The organism is Winogradskyella tangerina (assembly GCF_003260205.1).
GTDB classification, from domain to species: Bacteria; Bacteroidota; Bacteroidia; order Flavobacteriales; family Flavobacteriaceae; genus Winogradskyella; species Winogradskyella tangerina.
Genome location: NZ_QERF01000009.1, coordinates 1 through 21,768, shown reverse-complemented (window position 1 = coordinate 21,768; position 21,768 = coordinate 1). Strand labels below are relative to the sequence as shown.

At 36.8% G+C, this 21,768-nt stretch carries 16 protein-coding genes; 10 read left to right on the top strand and 6 right to left on the bottom strand.

Annotated elements, in window-relative coordinates; genetic code table 11:
• The first annotated feature begins 16 nt into the window (after window positions 1–16).
• On the top strand, window positions 17–1,150 hold the full coding sequence (locus tag DDY94_RS12985) for an ATP-binding protein (RefSeq protein WP_111684673.1): 1,134 nt from the start codon (window positions 17–19) through the stop codon (window positions 1,148–1,150).
• A gap of 215 nt (window positions 1,151–1,365) precedes the next feature.
• Here DDY94_RS12985 and DDY94_RS12980 read toward each other — a convergent pair whose 3' ends face one another.
• The 5 genes from DDY94_RS12980 to amaB all read right to left on the bottom strand — a co-directional run bounded on the left by DDY94_RS12980 (window position 1,366) and on the right by amaB (window position 6,801).
• Window positions 1,366–1,737 (bottom strand): peptidase associated/transthyretin-like domain-containing protein, encoded by a 372-nt coding sequence (locus tag DDY94_RS12980; RefSeq protein WP_111684671.1) that lies wholly within the window; start codon window positions 1,735–1,737, stop codon window positions 1,366–1,368.
• A 48-nt stretch (window positions 1,738–1,785) separates the two neighbouring features.
• The gene (locus DDY94_RS12975) at window positions 1,786–2,973 is read right to left on the bottom strand and encodes a DUF1501 domain-containing protein (RefSeq protein WP_111684669.1); all 1,188 of its coding nucleotides are present in this window, start codon (window positions 2,971–2,973) and stop codon (window positions 1,786–1,788) included.
• A 2-nt stretch (window positions 2,974–2,975) separates the two neighbouring features.
• Window positions 2,976–4,349 carry a DUF1800 domain-containing protein gene (locus DDY94_RS12970; protein ID WP_111684667.1) on the bottom strand — a complete coding sequence of 458 codons (1,374 nt, stop codon included), beginning with the start codon at window positions 4,347–4,349 and terminating at the stop codon, window positions 2,976–2,978.
• A gap of 370 nt (window positions 4,350–4,719) precedes the next feature.
• Complete coding sequence (locus tag DDY94_RS12960) at window positions 4,720–5,238, bottom strand: hypothetical protein (RefSeq protein WP_111684662.1); 519 nt, start codon at window positions 5,236–5,238, stop codon at window positions 4,720–4,722.
• Window positions 5,239–5,247: 9 nt separating this feature from the next.
• Window positions 5,248–6,801 carry an L-piperidine-6-carboxylate dehydrogenase gene (amaB, locus tag DDY94_RS12955; protein ID WP_111684659.1) on the bottom strand — a complete coding sequence of 518 codons (1,554 nt, stop codon included), beginning with the start codon at window positions 6,799–6,801 and terminating at the stop codon, window positions 5,248–5,250.
• Between the two features lie 121 nt (window positions 6,802–6,922).
• Here amaB and DDY94_RS12950 point away from each other — a divergent pair, with 121 nt between their 5' ends.
• The 9 genes from DDY94_RS12950 (at window position 6,923) to DDY94_RS12910 (ending at window position 21,512) form a co-directional block, all read left to right on the top strand.
• Window positions 6,923–8,002, top strand: coding sequence for an isoaspartyl peptidase/L-asparaginase family protein (locus DDY94_RS12950; protein WP_111684657.1), 1,080 nt, complete (start codon window positions 6,923–6,925; stop codon window positions 8,000–8,002).
• Window positions 8,003–8,139: 137 nt separating this feature from the next.
• Window positions 8,140–8,949 (top strand): cyclase family protein, encoded by an 810-nt coding sequence (locus tag DDY94_RS12945; protein WP_111684655.1) that lies wholly within the window; start codon window positions 8,140–8,142, stop codon window positions 8,947–8,949.
• 168 nt (window positions 8,950–9,117) lie between these two features.
• Complete coding sequence (locus tag DDY94_RS12940; protein WP_157957327.1) at window positions 9,118–9,852, top strand: DUF6090 family protein; 735 nt, start codon at window positions 9,118–9,120, stop codon at window positions 9,850–9,852.
• 43 nt (window positions 9,853–9,895) lie between these two features.
• A complete protein-coding gene (locus DDY94_RS12935) occupies window positions 9,896–10,585 on the top strand; it encodes a DUF6090 family protein (protein ID WP_157957326.1) in 690 nt (229 codons plus the stop codon).
• Between the two features lie 47 nt (window positions 10,586–10,632).
• Window positions 10,633–13,779 (top strand): VPS10 domain-containing protein, encoded by a 3,147-nt coding sequence (locus DDY94_RS12930; RefSeq protein WP_111684648.1) that lies wholly within the window; start codon window positions 10,633–10,635, stop codon window positions 13,777–13,779.
• Entirely contained in the window at window positions 13,779–14,480 is a 702-nt protein-coding gene (locus DDY94_RS12925; protein WP_111684645.1) for a DUF6090 family protein, read from the top strand. The genes DDY94_RS12930 and DDY94_RS12925 overlap by 1 nt, the downstream gene beginning before the upstream one ends.
• Before the next feature lie 194 nt (window positions 14,481–14,674).
• Window positions 14,675–20,263 (top strand): alpha-2-macroglobulin family protein, encoded by a 5,589-nt coding sequence (locus DDY94_RS12920; protein WP_111684643.1) that lies wholly within the window; start codon window positions 14,675–14,677, stop codon window positions 20,261–20,263.
• 80 nt (window positions 20,264–20,343) lie between these two features.
• Window positions 20,344–21,201, top strand: coding sequence for an SH3 domain-containing protein (locus tag DDY94_RS12915; protein ID WP_111684641.1), 858 nt, complete (start codon window positions 20,344–20,346; stop codon window positions 21,199–21,201).
• Window positions 21,201–21,512, top strand: a complete 312-nt coding sequence (locus DDY94_RS12910; RefSeq protein ID WP_111684639.1) for an antibiotic biosynthesis monooxygenase family protein — start codon at window positions 21,201–21,203, stop codon at window positions 21,510–21,512. The genes DDY94_RS12915 and DDY94_RS12910 overlap by 1 nt, the downstream gene beginning before the upstream one ends.
• Here DDY94_RS12910 and DDY94_RS12905 read toward each other — a convergent pair.
• On the bottom strand, window positions 21,509–21,768 hold a 260-nt coding region (locus DDY94_RS12905), incomplete at its 5' end, for a T9SS type B sorting domain-containing protein (protein ID WP_157957271.1). The genes DDY94_RS12910 and DDY94_RS12905 overlap by 4 nt on opposite strands.

Below are 21,768 nucleotides of genomic sequence, written 5' to 3'. Positions count from 1 at the left end.
ATGCCTTCAAAACAGCATGATTAACAAACGCCTACTTATTAAAAATCTACTGGCTCACAATGATGAGAATAGTTTTTACGATAAAAAACGGAAGGTCGATATTAGTCATAAAGAAGGCAAGGCTAAATTCCTGAAACATATTTGCGCCTTATCTAATAGTAACCCTAAAAATAATTCTTATATCGTTATTGGGGTTGAAGATGAAGACAATAAAATTATTGGCACTGATTTTTTCGATGATAGTAAAATTCAGAATCTTATTAATGCCTATTTAACCAATCCACCTATTGTTCAGTATGAAAACATTCCATTTCCACATCTGCCTGATGATAAGGTTGTAGGTTTGGTTACCATTAGACCCATCAATAGTATAACCTCACTAAGAAAAAACATCTGGAAATACTATGGTGGCTCCGTATTTTTTAGAGACGGTAGTATGAGTATGCCAAAGGTTTTCGATATTGAAATTAAAGATGTAAATTCAAAAATTGTAGCCTCTATTGAAAACCATGCGCAAAATAATATTGAGCTTACACTCGATGGTGTCTTTGATTTTATGAACAAGCGCAAGGATTTCAATCCTTTATATAAGGTTTTCAAGGAGTACTTTGTTTTGTGTTGGTCTGGACAAAAAAAACACGTGAAAGATGAAGTATTTTATTCGCGAGTAGATATTGAACTTATCAATGAACAAGTGCGTCTATTTTACTCTGCACTAGATGAGGTCGCTATTTTTTATGATGATGATTCTTTCAGAATTGTAGAATATGTGAGACTTGGTCTTCAGAAGTCATTTAAATATTATAAGCTTGAAGAGAAAACGATCCGGTTCGATAATAATGCAAATTATACGATTGAGGCCGATCTGATTTTTGAACCACCTCAGTACGATAAAAAGGTGCTGCATCATATTTATAATACCAATAATGCGCTTTTAGAAAAACTTGAAAAAGGGATGACCATTTCTAATCACGAAATACCAGATCTCAATAATTTAGCAGCGAGTTATTTGATTTGTTACCTCAACGGATTTGAGGATGCTTTACCCAAACTAGATTATGCAAAACCATACATTAAAAAGTACGATTCTGAGTTATATCAGTCTTATAAAGAAACAATTAGAATTTTGCGCAAAGTGAAATACAATTAGTTTAGTCGGATTTTATCTAGGTTTTAACCCAGTTTTTTGCATCTTGTCGAAATCCAAATTGTAGAATTGCAGATGATACATTTTTTTCTGCCATTCATCAAAAATTTGAAAACGCAACCGATTTTATACGCATCTTTGATATGCTATTAATCAATTACACAGCCTTGTTTCAGATTTCTGCTAATAGTAGAAAAAATGGAACAAGGTTTTTTTATTTAGTTAGGTGTTACCCGAAACTCTAAAACTTCAGTTTCAACATGACAGCCATCTCTAGTCGATTCAACCGTAATTACATTTGAAGTAAATGTTTGATAATTTGGCGAGGTTATTTCAATAGTATAATTCCCTTCTCGTTCACCAGCTCCAAAAAACCCATCTGAGCCTTCAATAGTCATTAAAGTTTCTTCGTAATCACCATCTCTGGCAATAACATTAATATTATCTGTTAGAACAGCATCGGTAACCGCATCTTTTACCGTAATATTAAGGCCATAAACATATACTGTAGTGCACAATTGCTGGGTAGAATCATCTGAAGAACATGACAACTGCCCCAAAAATAGGCAGAGTAGAAATATCTTTTTCATTTTTGCATTGCTTTTCTCAAAGCTACATAAAAAAAGACTAAGACACCATTAAATAAATTGAAGCTTTTTATAGTTTTTAAGGAGAACTATATCATCGTCAGCATCTAACCAATGACTTAAAATAGTAGCATAAACTGCTCTGAAATCGATCTCATATTTCAAATCACCATTATTATCGAGATCACTCAGGCTGGCTAGTTTATTATAAAATCCTGCTTTTTTCAGATGCTTCCCAATAACAAAAACATTATTGGCAGCACCATGATCAGTGCCGTTTGCAGCATTTTGTTTTACACGGCGTCCAAATTCAGAAAAGGTTAAGATCAACGTATCATCAAAAGTGCCGTTTTGTTTTAAATCTTTTACGAACGCCGACATGCTTTCGGCATACTGAGATAATAAATTTTTCTGCCTATTGGGCTGATTAGCATGTGTGTCAAATCCATCTAATGACGTATAAAACACTTTAGTCTCTAATCTCGAATTTATAAACTGCGCTACACTTTTAAGTTGTTTTGCAAAGTTGTTTTGAGGATACTCCTGCTGCGATAATTTTACCTTCGTATTTTCATAAATATATTTTGCTGAGGACTTTGCTTCGATCATCGATTTATAGAGATATCCCAAATTATGTTCACTTAAGTGCTTATCGTTATAATGTTTCAGAACACTTCTAAAATATGGATCTTTAGAGGTATTGTGAAGTACCTTATAATTGTTTGTTGCAATTCCATTAAAATGCTCGCCCTTCATGGCCAAACTTAATTGTGTAGAGGTTTCGATGGCATTATATGGTTTTGATCCAGCGGTGTCCATGTAGCGCCCTAACCATCCGGTTTGTAAATATTGATCGGCATTACTGCCAGATTGCCAAATATCCATTGACCTAAAATGTGATCTTACCGGATTTGGGTAACCAACATTATTTATAATTGAAAGTTCGCCATTATCAAACAAAGGTCTTAATGCTTTTAAACTTGGATGGAAACCATATTGCTCATTTACCTTTATGATATTCTTTGTGATGGCAAGTCGTGGTCTTGCATTATAATACAGGTCGTTTCTGTAAGGTATAATTGTATTAAGACCGTCATTACCACCTGATAATTGAACAATCACCAAACGTCTGTATCCAAGATTTACAGAAGGAATCTCCTCAAATGCTCTAACAAAACTTGGCACAAATAACAGGCTGCTAGCAAGGGCTGTATCTTTTATAAATTTTCTTCTATCCATAACTAGCACATTTGATATTCAGGGATTGACATTAATTGAACGCAATAATCGCGTTTAGACGATTTACTTAGTGATTTTAAATAATCGGCAGTACCGTTATTAATAGTTCCTTGTATGATATATTCTGAAAGTTGATCTGTATCTACAGCTTCATATTTTATTACAAACTGATTCCAATCAGGAGAGGTTTTAAATGGTAATTTGTTTTTACTTTTTTTGAAATACCGCTCCCTGAAACGATCGTTGAAGTCTCCATATTCCTTCAAGGATATTAGCGCATTATTCAACAAAAGTGAAGGAAGTTTTAAGCGTACCATGATAGTATTGGCATCGATCCAAGCTTTATCACCTTTCCAACCAGCTACATTAGGAGGGTTTAATAAGACCTGCCCCAATACTCTTTGAATGAAGATTAGATCTCTTTTCCTTTCAAACTTCACGGGCACCGTACTCGCCATACCAACAACAAGATCTATTGGTGATTTTATTTTTGAGCCTATATTTTCCGAATGATAAAACCAATCCGACGTAAACACAAATCGCATGAGGTCTTCAATGCTGTAATCCTTATAGAACACTTTAGCCATAGCTGCAATATGTGCCTTATTAGGTTTAGGATTAACGAAGTAACGGTATACCTTTTCAGAAATGAAAAATGCACAACGCTTGTCTCTTAGAATAATATCGATGATGTCGTCTCCATCAAACCGACCTCTTCTATTGAAAAACGTTTTGTATCCATAATCGTGTTGTAACTTCCTAAATTTAAATTCTCCCTGAAAATCATGATCATATCCGGTGAATGCTCTAGCACTCTCTCTAATGTCTTTTTCAGTGTAATGACCTTCGCCCAGTGTGAACAGCTCCATTAGCTCTCGAGCGAAGTTTTCATTAGGCTTTTTCTTCTTATTCTGCTTTCCATTGAGATATTTGAGCATACTGGCTTCTTTTGAAACTGCTTTAACAAATGCCCTAAAATCTCCTAAGGCATAGGTTCTAAGCGTGTTGTTATAATGAAGCATATGCTTTGGGTTATTGTCTCTACACACAAAATGTGTTGCCCAGAAAAGGGTCATTCGTTCTCGAAGTACTTCTTTAGGATTGATCATGTGTTTAATCCATGCAATGGACAGATCTATGTTCTTAACCTTACTTTTCTCAAGGAGTTCACTCGCTAGTGAAGGAAACTTTTTTAGGTCTAATGGCGTGACGCCGTCTAAATAAGACAGATCAATATATAATGGAGTTACGGATTTAGAGTTTTTGAAAAGCTCATCAACTACCTCTTCTCTATCTAAAGGCAATTTCTTCATTGATTTCGGATCAATTCCAAAACCTGCACGCCAATATAAATGTTGAATTTCTGTAGTTGTCATATTGCTTAGACTATATCCTTTCCTAATGGTTTAATGATACCAAAAACCATTCCTAAAGTAAATTATAGATTTGGAAGTATTAAAAATACCGTTGGAACAAATCCAATTAAAGCCCCATAAAATCGTCTATTTTCATCTTTTATCATGAAAAATATTATCATCGGCAGAATAAGAAAAAGTACCGTATAAATGAGCAGTGCAATCCAATCACCAATACGTGTAAGATAATCAAACGTGCGGATACCTTCGTCTAAAAAGGCTACAATATTTGTAATAATAAAGCTGATAACGATTAAACAAAGAAGTTGTTTTCTTAACATAAAAAAGCCGTTTCAAATATAGAAACGGCTTTTCTCATACTTTTATTCTGTTAGTCTTTAAATGGCGGAGGCGGACAAGTAGGGTGGCCATAAGCCTCAGGTATGTCTTTATTGGTCTCATTGTAATAAAACCCAAACACATGTTTCCACCAACTCTTAAGAGCTTCCCGCTCTGTAAAAAGATAACACCCTACAATTCTCGGTTGGTCACCACTAACATCTACGCTCACCACGGCAGCAAAATAATAGGAGTAACTATCTGACTCCTGCGATTTTGTGAAAGCAAATAAATTATAAGCATAAAGATTTTCTACTGTTGATGGCTCAACAAAATCACCCATATAAATCGTTATATCCTCATCATTAAGTGCATTCTTGTAATCGAGAAGTCTATCGTAGGTCCAGGTATTTTCTGGAGGTGTTGTATTCTTAAATTGGTCGAGCTCACCTTTTTTAAGCTGAGCGGTAAACAATTGACCTAATGAATCGATCTGTTTATAATTAACCTCAGATTGTCCAAATACATGGAGCCCAATGATTAAACTAACGAATGAGAATAGAATTTTCATTCAGACGAATTACAAATCAAACTTAATACCCTGCGCTAATGGCAATTCAGTGGTGTAATTAATGGTATTTGTCTGGCGACGCATGTAGATCTTCCAGGCATCAGAACCAGATTCACGACCGCCACCAGTCTCTTTTTCACCACCAAAGGCACCACCAATCTCTGCTCCTGAAGTTCCGATATTAACATTAGCAATACCACAATCTGAACCTGCATGTGATAAGAAACGTTCAGCTTCACGCAAATTATTGGTCATAATTGCCGAAGACAATCCTTGCGCAACCCCATTTTGAATGTCGATAGCATTGGTTACATCTCCAGAGTATTTCAAAAGATATAATACTGGTGCAAAGGTTTCATGCTGAACAATTTCAAATGTATTATCAGCCTCAGCAATGGCAGGTTTTACATAACATCCACTTTCAAATCCTTCGCCTGAAAGCACACCACCTTCAACAACAACATTTCCGCCTTCTTCGACTACTTTTTGTAATGCAGCTTCGTACATCTTTACGGCATCGGTATCAATCAATGGACCAACATGATTATTCTCATCTAAAGGATTTCCAATTCGCAATTGCTTGTAGGCATCGACAACGGCGTTTTTTACCTGATCGTAAATCGATTCGTGAACAATTAAACGACGCGTACTTGTACAACGCTGACCAGCTGTACCAACAGCACCAAAAACAGCTCCAATAACCGTCATTTTGATATCGGCATCTGGCGTAACAATGATGGCATTATTACCTCCTAATTCTAATAAAGATTTACCTAAACGACCCGCAACTTCCTTAGCTACAATTTTACCCATTCGTGTTGATCCTGTAGCAGAAACTAGAGGAACGCGGGTATCTTTGGTCATCATTTCGCCGACACGATAATCGCCGTTGATGAGACAAGAGATGCCTTCAGGTAAGTTGTTTTCTGCAAGAACTTCAGCAATGATATTCTGGCAAGCTACGCCGCAAACCGGGGTTTTTTCTGAAGGTTTCCAGATACATGTATCACCGCAAATCCAAGCCAGAGCAGTATTCCAAGACCAAACAGCTACCGGAAAGTTAAAGGCTGAAATGATCCCGACTACACCAAGTGGGTGATACTGTTCGTACATGCGATGACCTGGTCGTTCTGAATGCATCGTTAAACCATGAAGCTGGCGTGATAACCCGACTGCAAAATCGCAGATATCTATCATTTCCTGAACTTCACCTAATCCCTCTTGGTAAGATTTACCCATTTCATAGGATACCAATTTCCCCAATGCCTCTTTCTTTTCTCTAAGTTTTTCGCCAAACTGACGCACAATTTCTCCGCGTTGTGGAGCGGGCATCACTCGCCAAGTTTTAAAAGCCTCAGTTGCAGCAGACATCGCCTTTTCATAATCCTCTTTAGTTGATGATTTTACTTTAGCGATCAACTGACCATCAACTGGAGAATACGATGCAATTAATTCACCATTTGAAAAATTATTAGAGCCTGTTGAAGTACCCTCATTAATTTCTTTAATCCCCAATTGAGCTAAAGCCTCTTTTATTCCGAAATCCGTAGCAACTGCTTGCATATATGTATGTTTTTTATGAATTATTAAATTATGGCATAAAATTACTAATAAAAACTCAGTTTTACTTGAAGCTTGACCAGTAAAAATGTAACTTTAGAGCACTTTAAAATTCACAACTGTTATGAAGAAAATTATTCCATTTGTTCTTGTTATGTGTTTCTACTTTTCGTGTAAAAATGAAAGTAACTCAAAGGACCTTGCAGCTTCGGGAAATAATGTTGAAGTCTCATCAGAGAAACCTGAATTCGCAATTATTATTCATGGAGGTGCTGGTACCATATTGAGAAAAAATATGACGCCTGAAAAAGAAGCGGCTTATAAAGCCAAATTGGAGGAAGCCATAAGAGTTGGTTATGAAATTTTAAAAAATGGCGGAAGCAGTCTAGATGCTGTTGAAAAGACCATTAATGTGATGGAAGATTCACCTTTGTTTAACGCAGGTAAAGGCGCTGTATTTACTAATGCCGAAACCAATGAGTTAGATGCATCTATTATGGATGGAGAAACTTTAAATGCGGGCGCTTCTGCAGGTACCACCACAGTGAGAAATCCAATTAATTTGGCAAGAGCAGTGATGGAAAATTCAAAACATGTGATGCTTTCAGGTGAAGGCGCTGAGATCTTTGCCGAAGAACAGGGATTAACTTTAGTCGACCCTTCCTATTTTCATACAGACCGACGTTTAGAATCCTTAAAGCGTGTAAAAGTTCGTGAAGCAGAGAAAGCTGGCAAAGTAGATACCGAATCGGCTTACTTGGACTTTTACGATGCGGATATTAAAAATGCTAAGTTCGGAACTGTTGGTTGCGCTGCACTCGACAAAAATGGCAACCTCGCAGCTGGAACTAGCACTGGTGGCATGACTAACAAGCGCTACGGAAGAATTGGTGATGCACCAATCATTGGAAGTGGCACTTATGCTAACAATGAAACTTGTGCTGTATCTAGTACAGGATGGGGAGAATACTTCATCAGAGCTCAAGTAGCACACGATATTTCTGCTCTTATGGATTACAAAGGATTAAGCCTAAAAGAAGCTGCAAAAATTGTTCTTGATAAGGTTGCTGATCTAGGCGGTGACGGTGGTATTGTTGCCGTTGATAAAAATGGGAACATGGTGGCAGAATTTAACACAGCCGGCATGTACAGAGCCACCATGAATGACAAGGGCGAAATAACAATTGGGATCTATGAAAACTAATTGTTTGTAACATTTTAATATCTTTAAGTACAAATAGTTAACCAACCTCAAGGACACCATCAACTGTATCTGCTTGTTTACCCTAACAAGTGACCACATCTTTTATACCCATTTATTAACCCGAAATTTTTCAGAATATGAAATTCAATATTTTATGTTTCACTGCTTTGTATTGCCTAATTTTTTCTTGTGAAAAAGCAGCCGAACAACCTGAATATAATTCAATTGAAACCAAGATCATAGATCTTAGTCATACGTTTTCCGAAGAAACGGTGTATTGGGTTACTGCCAAAGAATTTAAGTTAGATGTAGTTGCGAAAGGTCATACGGATAAAGGCTTTTTCTACGCGGCAAACAACTTTGAAACCGCTGAACATGGCGGAACGCACATCGATGCACCCATTCATTTTTCGGAGGGTAAGCAGTCTGTGGAAGAAATTCCATTAGAACGACTTGTTGGTCCGGCAATAAAAATTGATGTTTCCAAAAATGCTGATGGTAATCCAGATTATTTAGTGAGTGTTGACGATTTCAAAAATTGGGAAAACACCTATGGTGAAATTCCGGAAGGCATTATTATTCTCTTAGACACCGGACATTCAAAACACTACCCTGATAAACTAAAATATCTAGGAACCGATCAACGCGGGCCAGAGGCCATTAAACTTTTACATTTCCCTGGCCTTTCACCTGAAGCGGCTAAATGGCTTGTAGAAAACAGAAGTATAAATGCTATTGGAATTGATACACCAAGTATAGATTATGGGCAGTCTGAGTATTTTAAAAGTCATGTAATCTTACTGTCTGAAAATATTCCGGCATTTGAAAATATTACTAATCTTGATCAACTACCGCCAAAAGATTTTGAAGTGATTGCACTGCCGATGAAAATTAAGGATGGAAGTGGCGCACCATTGCGGATTATAGCAAAAGTAAATGTGGAATAATGATTAAATTCTTTAGACATATCCGTCGCTCATTAATAAATCGAACGTTTTGTCATTTCTGCGCCCTCGTGTCGCTGAAGCTTTTGCGGAGGAACAAGGCAGGAATCTGCATGACGTTACAAACTCTAAAATGGATTCCGCAACATGTGCGGAATGACAGATAAAACTATGATTAAATTCTTTCGAAAAATACGTCAACGACTCCTCTCCGAAAATAAATTTTCGAAGTACTTGCTGTATGCATTAGGTGAAATAATTCTAGTTGTAATTGGGATCTTGATTGCGCTACAGGTTAATAATAGTAACGAAAATCGGAAAAATCGTGCTAAAGAACGCTTGTTTTTAAATCAATTGCATAACGATTTTAAAAAGAATCAATTAGCACTAACGTCGTATAAAGAACAATATAAAATCAATACTTCGTATCTCGATGTTATTTTGAGACATACCGGACCAAAAGTTGCAGTTCCTTCAGTCAAAGTCTTCGATTCAATTCAGAACTTATATACCCCTCGAGTTGAATTACTTTATTCGACAGACGAAACTCAATCTGGCTTAAATTTCGATCTGCTATCAAACAGTTCATTAGTACAAACCATTAAGCAGTTGCCGATTGTCTTTAAATTATATCACACCCATGAATCTGGAATGACAGACTTAGTTATTCAGCAGCGAAAAATACATCAACAGTATGTGCCTTTAATTGTTCAAGAATCTGATAAATATCCTCAGGAACATTTTGAAGTAGATTCTCTAGGATTATTACGAAATAGAGAATTTCAAAATATAACTGTAGACCGTTTATGGGTTTCTAATTCTGCCAAGAGAACGCTTAATTATGTGGAGAAGTTTAACGATTCTATTATTAATCTTATTGAATTTGAACTGAAAAAGTATGATTAAAATCTTCAGACATATACGCAAATCCCTAATTGAACAAAATCAAATGGGAAAATATTTTAAATACGCCATTGGAGAAATCCTCCTTGTCATGATCGGAATCCTTTTGGCCTTTCAGGTTAATAGTTGGAATGACAGACGCGTGCGTTCCAACAAAGAATTGAGTTACCTCAAGGACATAAAAGTAAATCTTACCGACGATATAGAATCCATTGATGACGTGGTTGAATTCAACGAAACAAAATCAATATTAACCGATTCTATGTTTTACACTTTAGAGCATAACACCGATCCCGAAATTTACATGCCAAGTATTCTAAAATATATGTATACCCTAACCTTTTACGACGTTTTTGAACCAAATAGAATTGCCTTCGATAATATGGTGGGCGCAGAAAATATAGATCTTATTTCGGATAGAAATCTAAGAACAGAATTATCTAAATACTACAAAAAAGAATTTAATACCACCACTCAAGAAAGTGTAAAACAACGTGCAAGACAGCTCGGCGACTATGTAGCAGTTGCAGGCTTTAACAATCAATCAGTAAAAGAACTAATTAATCATAACTCCAACCTTAAGGATATATCTGAGGTCACTTTACACGAAGACCCAAAAGTGTATGCCTACTTATTCAGTATGCTAATGACTACACAATCTCAATCCGAAATTTTAATAGAAACTCAACATGAGATCAGAGAATTAATTAAATTGATAGACCAGCAACTTCAATAAACTCTTAGTATTTTTATTGTTCAAACTAATACACCAAACCTAACACTATGAAAACGTTCAAACTCCTAATTATTTGCTTACTATTAGTCCCACTGAACCAATATGCTCAAAAGCGCAAAAAGAAAACTACAGAACCAGAAATAAAGCTTGTAGATTCTATGTTTCATGGATTAAAATGGCGAAATATTGGTCCGTTTAGAGGTGGTCGAAGTGTAGCGTCTACAGGAGTAATAGGCCAACCGCAAACCTATTACATGGGGTCTACTGGTGGTGGTGTTTACAAAACTACCGACGCCGGAATAACCTGGAACAACATTTCAGATAAGTTCTTCAAAATGGGCTCGGTAGGTGCAATTGCCGTTTCAGAAAGTGATACAAATATCGTAGTTGTAGGCATGGGTGAGCATGCTGCGCGGGGCGTAATGACCTCTATGGGTGATGGTGTATACAAATCTTTAGATGCCGGTAAAACTTGGGAACATATCGGACTTGATAAAACCTATCATATATCAGATGTAATTATTCACCCTACAAATCCAGATATTATGTATGTCAGCGCCCAAGGTGCTCAGTATGCCCCAACCAAAGACCGCGGTATTTACAGAACTCAAGATGGTGGTAAAACTTGGGAAAAAGTTCTGTTTGTAAACAACATTACAGGGGCATCGTCTTTATCTATGGATATGAATAATCCCCGAATTTTATATGCGTCCATGTGGCAACACAGACGTTTTCCATGGCTTATAGAATCTGGCGGCGAGGACTCTGGTATCTATAAATCCACAGACGGCGGTGACACTTGGAATAAACTCGAAGATGGCCTGCCAGATACCTTCGGAAAGTCGGGTATTTCAGTGTCTAGAGCTAATTCTGAACGTGTGTTTGCGGTAATTGAAGCCGAAGGAAAGAAAGGTGGTATTTATCGGTCTGATGACGCTGGAAAAAGTTGGAAACAAGTGAACGGAAACCGTGTTAATATCGCTAGATCTTGGTACTATATGGAAATATTCGCCGATCCTCAAAATGAAAATATCGTTTATTGTTTGAATGCACCAGTGATGAAGTCAATTGATGGTGGTAAAAGCTTTACTAACATTCCTGTACCTCACGGAGACAATCACCATCTTTGGATTAACCCACACGATAATTCTAATCTTATCAATTCTAATGATGGTGGTGCTAATATTTCATTCAATAGTGGTAAAAGCTGGAGTACGCAACAAAATCAATCGACTGCTCAGTTTTATCGTGTGATAACAGACAATTTAGTACCTTATCACGTCTATGGTGGCCAACAAGATAATTCAGCTATTGCTATTGCCAGCCGCACAAATGATGGCGGAATCGACTGGAAAGACTGGTACTCTGTTGCAGGTGGCGAAAGTGCTTTCATCGCTTTTGATCCAGATAATCCTGAAACTGTTTATGGTGGCACCTATCAAGGAAATATTAGCAAATGGACTAAATCATCGCGCGAACAGAAATCCATTAAGGAATATCCAGAGTTAGGTCTAAGTATCGCTCCAAAAGATTCAAAATATCGTTACAACTGGAATGCACCTATCATTTCTTCACCGAATAACAGATCTACCATCTACCATGCGGGTAATGTGGTTTTTAAAACTACTGACGGCGGTATCACTTGGACTGAGGTTAGCCCTGATCTAACAAAAAATGAAACAGAAAAACATGGCCCTGGTGGTGCGCCATTTACTAATGAAGCTGCCGGTGGAGAGAACTATAATACCATTACTTCTTTGGTAGAATCACAGCATCAAGAAGGCGTTTTATATGCCGGTACAGACGACGGATTATTGCATATTACTAGAAATGGTGGTGCTAATTGGGACACTATTACACCTGAAGGTATCAAAGATGGTATTGTAAATAGTATCGATATTTCAGAACACGATCCTGCCACAGCCTATGTTGTAGTTATGCGCTACAAATCTTTAGATCTTAATTCCTATGTTTTCAAAACAACCGATTATGGAAAAACCTGGACTAAAATTGTAAATGGTCTCGACGACCCAAATAGTTTTGTACGCGTGGCTAGAGCAGATAAAAAACGAAAAGGTCTGTTATATGCTGGTACTGAAACTGGACTTTACGTTTCTAATGATGATGGCACACATTGGCAACGATTAAAACTGAATTTACCAGCAGTAGCCATTAACGACCTCACTATTCAAGATAATGATTTGGTTGCTGCTACTTCTGGTCGCGGATTCTGGATTTTGGATGACTTAGGAGTTCTTCAGAATATGAATGGCAATTCAAAAACAGTAGAAATATTTCAACCTAAACCAAGCTATCGCATATTCGGTGGTGTTTCGAGGGCTGTTGGGCAGGGTGAGAATCCTAGATCTGGTGTCACATTCGATTATTATTTAGATAAAGATGCCGATACTTTAGATTTAGAACTTACCATTTTAGACGGCTCTGAAGTCATTCGAACGTATTCAAATAAAAAGCCAAAAGGATTCAGTTCATGGCCAGGTGGACCTGCGCCTCCGCAAGTCCTACCTTCAAAAAAAGGGTATAATAGATTTACTTGGAATTTCAACAGAGACGCCCTACCAGCCATAAATAAAGTATTCGTTTTTGGTGGCCTTTCTGGGTCGAGCGTAGCTCCGGGCAAATACACTTTACGACTAACTTTAGACGGGGAAACGGTTGAAACAATCGCAACGATTTTACCCAATCCAGCAATCAATGCGAGTTCGCAAGACTTTGCTGAACAACAACAAATGCTAAAGACCATAGAAAGTACCATTAGAGACATGCACGAGTCTGTTAACCAAATGCGATCAGCGAAGGAGCAACTCAAGCATTTTGCCAAACTTCTAGAAGATCATGAAGATGCTAAATCGCTTGTAGAAAAAGGAGAAGCCCTTTTGAAACGCATTAATAGCTGGGAGGAAAATCTTATTCAGGAAAAGCAAAAAACGTTTCAAGATGTTATTAATTTCAATAACAAACTCAACGCACAATTGATTCAATTAATGAGCTACATTGATCAGGCAGACCCAAAAGTTACTCAGGGTGCAAAAGACCGATTTAAAGACCTTATGGATGATTGGCAAGTGTATAAAAATGAGCGTGATGCAATTATCAATTCTGAAATGAAAGCTTATAATGATTTGTATAAGTCTTTAAATATTCCGGCGCTTATTCTCGACAAAAAAGATTAATGATTAAGTTCTTTCGACAAATACGATTTAAACTTATGAGTGAAAACAACACCTCAAAATATTTTAAGTATGCTTTTGGTGAAATTCTACTGGTAGTTGTAGGAATTCTAATTGCACTAGGAATCAACAATTGGAATGAAGGTAAAAAGTCGCAAAAAAACGAAAGCGTACTTATAAAAAAACTGCAGGAAGAAAACATCATTAATCTTGAATCTATTGAAGGAGACACCGAGTATAGAACAGAAATTCCTGAAATACTTACTGAATTTAATCTGTTTCTGGCCAATGCAAATCTAGAAGAACAGAATGATTCTTTACAATATTATATTTCTGAGATTTTCAGATCCACCTCTTATACCTTCACACAGAGTAACCTTATTAATTATGTGAATGTCTATAATTCTGAATTCTCTGAACTCAATAAAGAGTTAGCAACACTTCAGGCATTTCAAAATGATCTTCAGAGTATTTCAGAAAAAGGTATAGATATTAAAATTGAAAACTTCTTCGACGCCTTAAAAAATGATGTTGATTTTAACTCCTTAGAAATTGTTTCCTACGACACGCTGAGCTCTCTAAAATTTCGCAATAATATTATCATTATTCAGAGTGTTGAAAGTGAAATTACCTACCAATATCTCAGAACTATTAAACAAACACGTAAAGTCGATTCTCTAATTTCTCAACGCCTCAATCAATAATTTTCATTACCGACAGTTAAAAATTTATGGGCAGATATTACATGTCTACCGCCCATGACAAGAGGTATTTTGTAACTTTAAGAACAATTTAACAACACGCCAAAGTCTAAGCATTTATAAACTGGCGTAATTATTTAACAAGAAAGTCCCTACCGTTAATTTTAAATTGAAGTTCATCTAAATCCATCAACACTATGCAATTCAGAAAGTACCTCGCCTTCCTCATCATCATCGCATTTGCAATTTCATGCAAAAAAAAGCCCGTTGAAACTGATAATATTTTTAAGTATCGCGATTATATAAGCTACACAACATCGGGGCGTGTTTCTGTAGCCGATCCGATTAGAATAAACTTAGCTCAAGATGTTGAGGGTTGGGAAGCTGAGCAAACCATTGATGCACAGTTGGTGAAAACACATCCTTATATTGAAGGTAAACTTCAAGCGCTAAACAAGCATACCTTGCTTTTCACCCCAGATGAACCTATGGAATCTAATACGGAATATACAGTTACCGTAAATCTCAATGATATTTACAAAGACATCCCTAGTGATTTTGAATATTACACCTTTCAGTTTAAGACCATAAAACCAAGCTTTAATATTTATACAAATGATTTGCAATCCTACAGTAAAGAGTGGCAGTATGTGCTCGGTGTGCTGCGTTCCGCGGATGTCATTAAACTCGAAGATGCCAAGCAATTGGTAGAAGCATCACAGAATAACAAAAACTTAAATATTGTATGGCTAGATGTTACTGAACCTTCGAAATATTTTGAATTTAGAATTGATAGTATTAAGCGCGAAATAGAAGATAGCAAGATCAATGTATCTTGGAATGGTAAAGCAATCAAAGCCGAAAATAAAGGGGAAAACTACATCACTATTCCGGGTAAAAATAACTTTACTATTATTGAAACTAATGTTATTCAAAATCCAGAACAATATTTATCGATCAATTTTTCAGACCCACTGAAAAAGCAACAGAATTTTGCAGGCTTAGTCACAATTCAGAATGTAAAAGACCCTAAATATATTGTCGATGGAAATGTTCTTAAGGTTTATCCAGATTCTAAACTGGTTGGCGATATTCGGGTAGATGTTTTCACCGGAATAAAAAATACTGATGGTTTTAAACTTAAAGAGGCCTTCACACAAACCTTAACTTTTGAAGAGTTAAAACCTCAGGTGAGACTCATCAGCAATGGATCTATTTTACCAAACTCTCAAGACCTTAAATTCAATTTTGAAGCAGTAAACCTCAGCAAAGTCGATGTAAGAATCATTAAACTGTTTGAAGACAATATCCTTCAGTTTTTACAATCTAATTCTTTAAAAAGTGGTAACGAATACGATATTAAAAATGTAGGGCGCAGAATAGCCAAAGAAACCATAACGCTAATTGATTACGAAAGTCAGAACACCGGAAAATGGAAGGCTTACAGCATCGATCTGTCTAAATATTTAACAACAGACCCTGGTGCCATTTACCGTGTAGAGCTAACATACAAAAAACAATATTCACTTTACGATTGTTCTTCAAACGCAGAAACTACCGAGATCGATAACGACAATTATTACGATGATTACTACGACGATTACTATGAAGATGATTTTTATGCGCCCGATGATATCAGCGAAGAAGAACAAGAAATAAGAGAGGAACGCTATTGGGATAACATAAGTTACAGCTACAAAAAAACGAACTACCGATGGAGAGATAGAGATAATCCATGCACTGATTCTTACTATAATTATACCGGAAGAACAGTTGCAGCTAATCTTATTGGTTCAAATTTGGGCGTTATTGCCAAGCAGGGCAACGATAACAGATATTTATTTGCAGTAACTAATATTCTAACCACAAAACCTGAAAGTGGTACGAAAGTTACACTCTATAATTACCAACAACAAGAGTTGGCAAATGGGTCTACGAATTCAGAAGGCATACTAGATATTGACACTAAGAAACGAGCAGCTTTCGCTATTATTTCAAAAAATAAAAGCGTGACTTACGTTAGACTGTTTGATGGTAACGCGCTTTCACTGAGTAAATTTGATGTGTCAGGTAATAGATTACAGCGAGGTCTTAAAGGTTATCTCTATGGAGAACGAGGAGTTTGGCGACCTGGCGATAGTCTCTTTTTAACTTTCGTGCTTAACGATAAAGCCAATAAACTACCAAAGCGTCACCCGGTTAAGCTAGAAATCACCGATCCTGTAGGAAAACTGGTTTACCGTAAAGTATCAATAGATAATATCAATAATTTCTTCGACTTCAAAGTACCGACATCTTCAGATTATAAAACTGGAAATTATAATGCAAAAGTTTCGGTAGGAGGTGCTAATTTTTCAAAAGTCTTAAAGATTGAAACTGTAAAGCCGAATCGCTTAAAGATCAAAATTGATTTTGAAGATAACGTGCTTACCAATAACAAACCATTAAAAGGTGATTTGAATGTTGCTTGGTTGCATGGAGCGCCGGCAAAAAACCTAAAGGCAGAGATCAAGGCCAAATTCTCTAATAAAACCACAACGTTTGAAGGGTTTAAAAACTACATATTTAGTGACCCAACGAAGAATTTCAGTACTGAAGAAATAAATGTTTTTGAAGGTAATTTAGATGCCGATGGAAATGCGATAGTAAATTCAGAATTGAATATTGGCAAAAATGCCCCTGGAATGCTGAATGCGCAGTTCTTAGTTCGCGCTTTCGAAAATGGTGGTGATTTTTCTCTCGATGCCTTCACCATGCCTTATGCTCCTTATGAAAGTTTTGTGGGTTTAAGATCACCTAATGCGCGCCGTTATGGTTCCTTTTACACAGGTGAAAATCACACTTTTGATATTGCAACAGTTGATGCAAACGGGAAACCAATACAGCGAAATAACCTGGAAGTTAAAGTCTATAAAATCGAATGGCGCTGGTGGTGGAATTCGTCCTACGATAATTTATCAACTTATGTTTCAAGCAGTTATCATAGACCCGTGCAACAATATTCGGTTAATTCTAATGCACAAGGAAAGGCGAGTTTTAAAATAAACATCCCAGATGATGATCGTGGACGTTACTTAATAAGAATTGTCGACCCTGTTAGTGGTCATGCTACAGGTCGTGTTGCCTATTTCTATAAGAATTGGTGGTCAAATTCCACAAATAAAAATAAAGATGCCGCCAAAATGTTGGTCTTTTCAACAGACAAAGACAACTACAATGTTGGTGAAGTTGCTAAACTAACATTCCCATCAGGTTCAGAAGGTAGAGCCTTGGTAAGTATTGAAAATGGTACAGAGGTGATTTCACATCAATGGATTAAAACAAAACCTGGTGAAACCACAGTAGATATTCCTGTTACCTCAGAAATGGCGCCTAATGTTTTTATCAATATTTCATTGTTACAACCACATGCCATCACCTCTAACGATCTACCGATTCGCTTGTATGGGGTTATCCCAATGATGGTCGAAAACCCTGAAACCAAATTAGAGCCTCAGATCAATATGCCCGATGTTATTCGACCAGAACAATCCTATGAGATCAAAGTTTCAGAAAAAAACAACAAATCAATGACCTACACTATTGCGGTTGTTGAGGAAGGCCTACTAGATCTTACCCGATTCAAAACACCAAATGCTTGGAACAAGTTTTATGCTCGCGAAGCTCTCGGTGTAAGAACCTGGGATATTTTTGATGACGTCATCGGTGCTTACTCTGGGAGTATAGATCAGGTTTATGCTATTGGTGGTGACGGTGCGGCAGCTAAAGGCAAGAACAAAAAAGCCAATCGATTTAAGCCTGTTGTCACTTACCTCGGCCCCTTCTTGCTCAGGGAAGGACAGACCAAAACACACCAACTCAGAATGCCTAATTATATAGGTGCCGTTCGGACTATGGTTGTAGCGGGTAACAATTCCACAGAAGCGTATGGTAGTGTTGAAAAATCTGTTCAGGTTAAAAAACCTTTGATGGTGTTGGCATCTCTACCTAGAAAACTAAGTCCAGGAGAAAAGGTAACCTTACCTGTTACAGTTTTCGCCATGGAAAATAAGATTAAGAATGTAAATCTTTCTCTTAAACTAAGCGACGGAATTACTGTAAAAGGAAATCAAACTCAAACCCTTCAATTCAATAAACCTGACGAAAAAATGGTTTATTTCGAATTAGATGTCACCAAAGCAAAAGGCATTAATACAATTGAAGTTGTTGCAAGTGGGCATGGTGAAAAATCAACCTACAAGGTTGAAATAGATGTCGAAAATCCTAATCCCGTAACTTCGAAAATAATCGATAATGAACTGCAAGCAAACAGCTCAAGCACCATAGACTTTTCAACCTTTGGTGTCCCAGGTACAAATTCAGGAACTGTTGAATTTTCAACCTTACCTCCAATGGATTTCACCAGACGTATGTCGTACCTCATTCGATACCCACATGGCTGCGTTGAACAAACTACTTCTAGTGTTTTTCCACAGTTATACTTGGCAGATATCTTTGACCTCACAGATCAAAAGAAAAAACAAGTACAGCGCAATATTGAAAATGGAATTCGAAGATTGGGGAATTTTCAAAACCCTGATGGTGGTCTTGGTTACTGGATGGGCGAAAGTACAGCGAGCGATTGGGGAACGAGCTATGCAGGTCATTTTATGATCGAAGCCGAGAAAAAAGGATTCGTTTTACCATTAACATTTAAAAGTAATTGGATTGATTATCAACGACAAGCAGCCCGTAACTGGAGACCAAGCTATAGAACCTATCACGGTGATTTAGCACAGGCTTACAGATTGTACACACTTGCCTTAGCAGGTAGCCCAGATTTAGCAAGTATGAACAGACTCCGCGAATTCGATGAGATTTCAAATGATGCTAAATGGCGACTTGCAGCAGCCTATGCATTGGCAGGTCAGAAAGAAGCTAGTGAAGCTATTTCAAGATCGGCAAACATTGACTTTCAGCCACCAAAAGCCGATAATTATACTTACGGGTCTTTACATCGAAATAGAGCCATGGCCTTAGAGACTATGATACTCACAGAGCATCCAAAAAAGGTAGAATTAGCAAAATCTATCGCAAAATCCTTATCTAGCAGTCGATGGATGAGTACCCAAACTACAGCTTATAGTCTACTTGCCATGGGTAAATTAATTACTCAAAATGGCGGTAAAGATTTAAAACTTACATATACCATTAATGGTAAGTCAGAAACTGTAGAAACCAAAAACGGAATGGCTCAACGAAATATTCCAATTGTAGATGGTGCTAATCAATTAAAGGTTTCTAACGAAAGAGGAAATCTAGTTTATATCAGAATTCTTAATTCAGGTAAATTAAAACTTGGTGAAGAATTGGCCGTTCAGCGCGGGTTGTCAATTTCAACCGTTTACAAAGACCTTCAAGGAAACACGATCGATGTATCGAAACTTCAACAAGGGCAAGATTTTGTAGCGACAGTGAGCATTTCAAACTTAACAAGCGATTATGTAAAAGATGTGGCCTTAACACAGATCTTTCCTTCAGGATGGGAAATTGTCAATACCCGTTTCACAGATTTTGGAGATACAACGGTAAGTAAGGCAAGGTTCACTGATATAAGAGACGACCGTGTTAATTTTTATTTCGACATGAACAGAAAAGGAAAATATGGCACAAAGACCTTTTCAGTAATGCTTAATGCATCTTACTTAGGAACGTATTATTTACCTGGCGCACAGGCCGAAGCTATGTACGATAACGATGATTATTTAGTTCGAAATAAAGGCGAATGGGTCACCGTAGAAAAATAATTTTCATCTAAATTGATGACTACATAAACTAAATATGAGAAAACAAACCGCTAAAATGTTTAACTCAAAAAACAATTATTATGAATTATTTAAAAATGATTTTAGCGTTTGTATTTACATGCAATCTGGCAGTAGCAACTGCCCAAGAAAATGAAGTTTATGTCGCTGCAGAAAGTGGCTTATCGCTTAGAGAGCAACCCGACATCAGTGCAAAAATGTTAAGTAAACTAGCCTATGGTGAAGCCATTGGTATTCTTGAAAAAACTGACAAGAAACTTGTTATTCTTGACGGAGGCAAAAAAGTCAGCGGCGAATGGGTTAAGGTTGAAACCAGAACACATATCGGTTATGTTTTTGATGGTTATTTATCTCCAAATAAGATTGCCAGAACAATTCGTGTTGATCTAGATCAGTTGAAAGTTGAAATTAAAAATGTTGCCACAAGTGATTATAAAAGATCTCATGATCTTAAGTATGAAGACAAGGCTATTGTAAATGTAGATTTTAGCGATACGCCTGAAGGTAAAGAAATTGTGCTTAATGAGAATGACTACAAACAAGTAAGTATGTTTCAACGATATGAAAACAGTTTTTCATTTATGAGTTCAGATTCAAATTGCAGTACTAACGAATGGACACAATTCGACACTGAATGGAAACCCTTAAAGCAAGTAAAGTCGAACACATTTAAAACATTGACTTATTCAGAAAAGAATTGGATGACTTTTATTGAAACTGCTACTAAAGATCTTAAAGATGATGTTGTAGACAAATGTGGTGAAGACTGGTTAGCTTATGTGAAGACTATTGATAACATTAAAGATTTTCCGGTAAGCGTATCAACAAACAGCGTTTTTATTAAATTTATCCTTACAGATTTTGAAGATAATATCACTGAAAAAATAATTGAATTTAAAATTCAAGAAGCATCTAAATAATGAAAAACTTCAAACCATACTTTGCTGTAATATTTACATCAACTCATACTAAAAATACAGATGGTTATTCTGAAATGGCTATAAAAATGGAAGAATTGGCCAAACTTCAGCATGGCTACTTAGGTATTGATAGTGCAAAGAATGATGTAGGTATTACAGTGAGTTATTGGGAAAGTTTAGAGGATATTAAAAACTGGAAAGCCAATTCTGAACATCTCTTAGTACAACAAAAAGGACGCGAACAATGGTACAATTGGTATAACGTTCGTATTTGTAAGGTTGAAAAAGAATATGAATTTAAACTAGACTAGCGCTTAAGCGTAAAATGGGCTCTTAGTTCTTTACGTTGACCTGTGGTAGGTTCGTCGTACTCTACAACAAACCAGTAACCGCCCGTTGGCATTCTATTGCCATTATAGGTACCGTTCCATCCCGGGCCACCAGGACTCAACTGCTTGAGCAACTTACCATAGCGGTCAAATATATAAATTTTGGCGCTGTTTCCAATGCCTGCTATATTCCATGTGTCGTGGTTGCCATCACCATTAGGTGTAAAGTACCTCGGGT

What these genes read in the sequence shown, in the direction of transcription:
- DDY94_RS12985 (WP_111684673.1), top strand. Translation starts at nt 17, where the DNA reads ATGATTAACAAACGCCTACTTATTAAAAATCTACTGGCTCACAATGAT.
- DDY94_RS12980 (WP_111684671.1), bottom strand. Translation starts at nt 1,737, where the DNA reads ATGAAAAAGATATTTCTACTCTGCCTATTTTTGGGGCAGTTGTCATGT.
- DDY94_RS12975 (WP_111684669.1), bottom strand. Translation starts at nt 2,973, where the DNA reads ATGGATAGAAGAAAATTTATAAAAGATACAGCCCTTGCTAGCAGCCTG.
- DDY94_RS12970 (WP_111684667.1), bottom strand. Translation starts at nt 4,349, where the DNA reads ATGACAACTACAGAAATTCAACATTTATATTGGCGTGCAGGTTTTGGA.
- DDY94_RS12960 (WP_111684662.1), bottom strand. Translation starts at nt 5,238, where the DNA reads ATGAAAATTCTATTCTCATTCGTTAGTTTAATCATTGGGCTCCATGTA.
- amaB (WP_111684659.1), bottom strand. Translation starts at nt 6,801, where the DNA reads ATGCAAGCAGTTGCTACGGATTTCGGAATAAAAGAGGCTTTAGCTCAA.
- DDY94_RS12950 (WP_111684657.1), top strand. Translation starts at nt 6,923, where the DNA reads ATGAAGAAAATTATTCCATTTGTTCTTGTTATGTGTTTCTACTTTTCG.
- DDY94_RS12945 (WP_111684655.1), top strand. Translation starts at nt 8,140, where the DNA reads ATGAAATTCAATATTTTATGTTTCACTGCTTTGTATTGCCTAATTTTT.
- DDY94_RS12940 (WP_157957327.1), top strand. Translation starts at nt 9,118, where the DNA reads ATGATTAAATTCTTTCGAAAAATACGTCAACGACTCCTCTCCGAAAAT.
- DDY94_RS12935 (WP_157957326.1), top strand. Translation starts at nt 9,896, where the DNA reads ATGGGAAAATATTTTAAATACGCCATTGGAGAAATCCTCCTTGTCATG.
- DDY94_RS12930 (WP_111684648.1), top strand. Translation starts at nt 10,633, where the DNA reads ATGAAAACGTTCAAACTCCTAATTATTTGCTTACTATTAGTCCCACTG.
- DDY94_RS12925 (WP_111684645.1), top strand. Translation starts at nt 13,779, where the DNA reads ATGATTAAGTTCTTTCGACAAATACGATTTAAACTTATGAGTGAAAAC.
- DDY94_RS12920 (WP_111684643.1), top strand. Translation starts at nt 14,675, where the DNA reads ATGCAATTCAGAAAGTACCTCGCCTTCCTCATCATCATCGCATTTGCA.
- DDY94_RS12915 (WP_111684641.1), top strand. Translation starts at nt 20,344, where the DNA reads ATGAATTATTTAAAAATGATTTTAGCGTTTGTATTTACATGCAATCTG.
- DDY94_RS12910 (WP_111684639.1), top strand. Translation starts at nt 21,201, where the DNA reads ATGAAAAACTTCAAACCATACTTTGCTGTAATATTTACATCAACTCAT.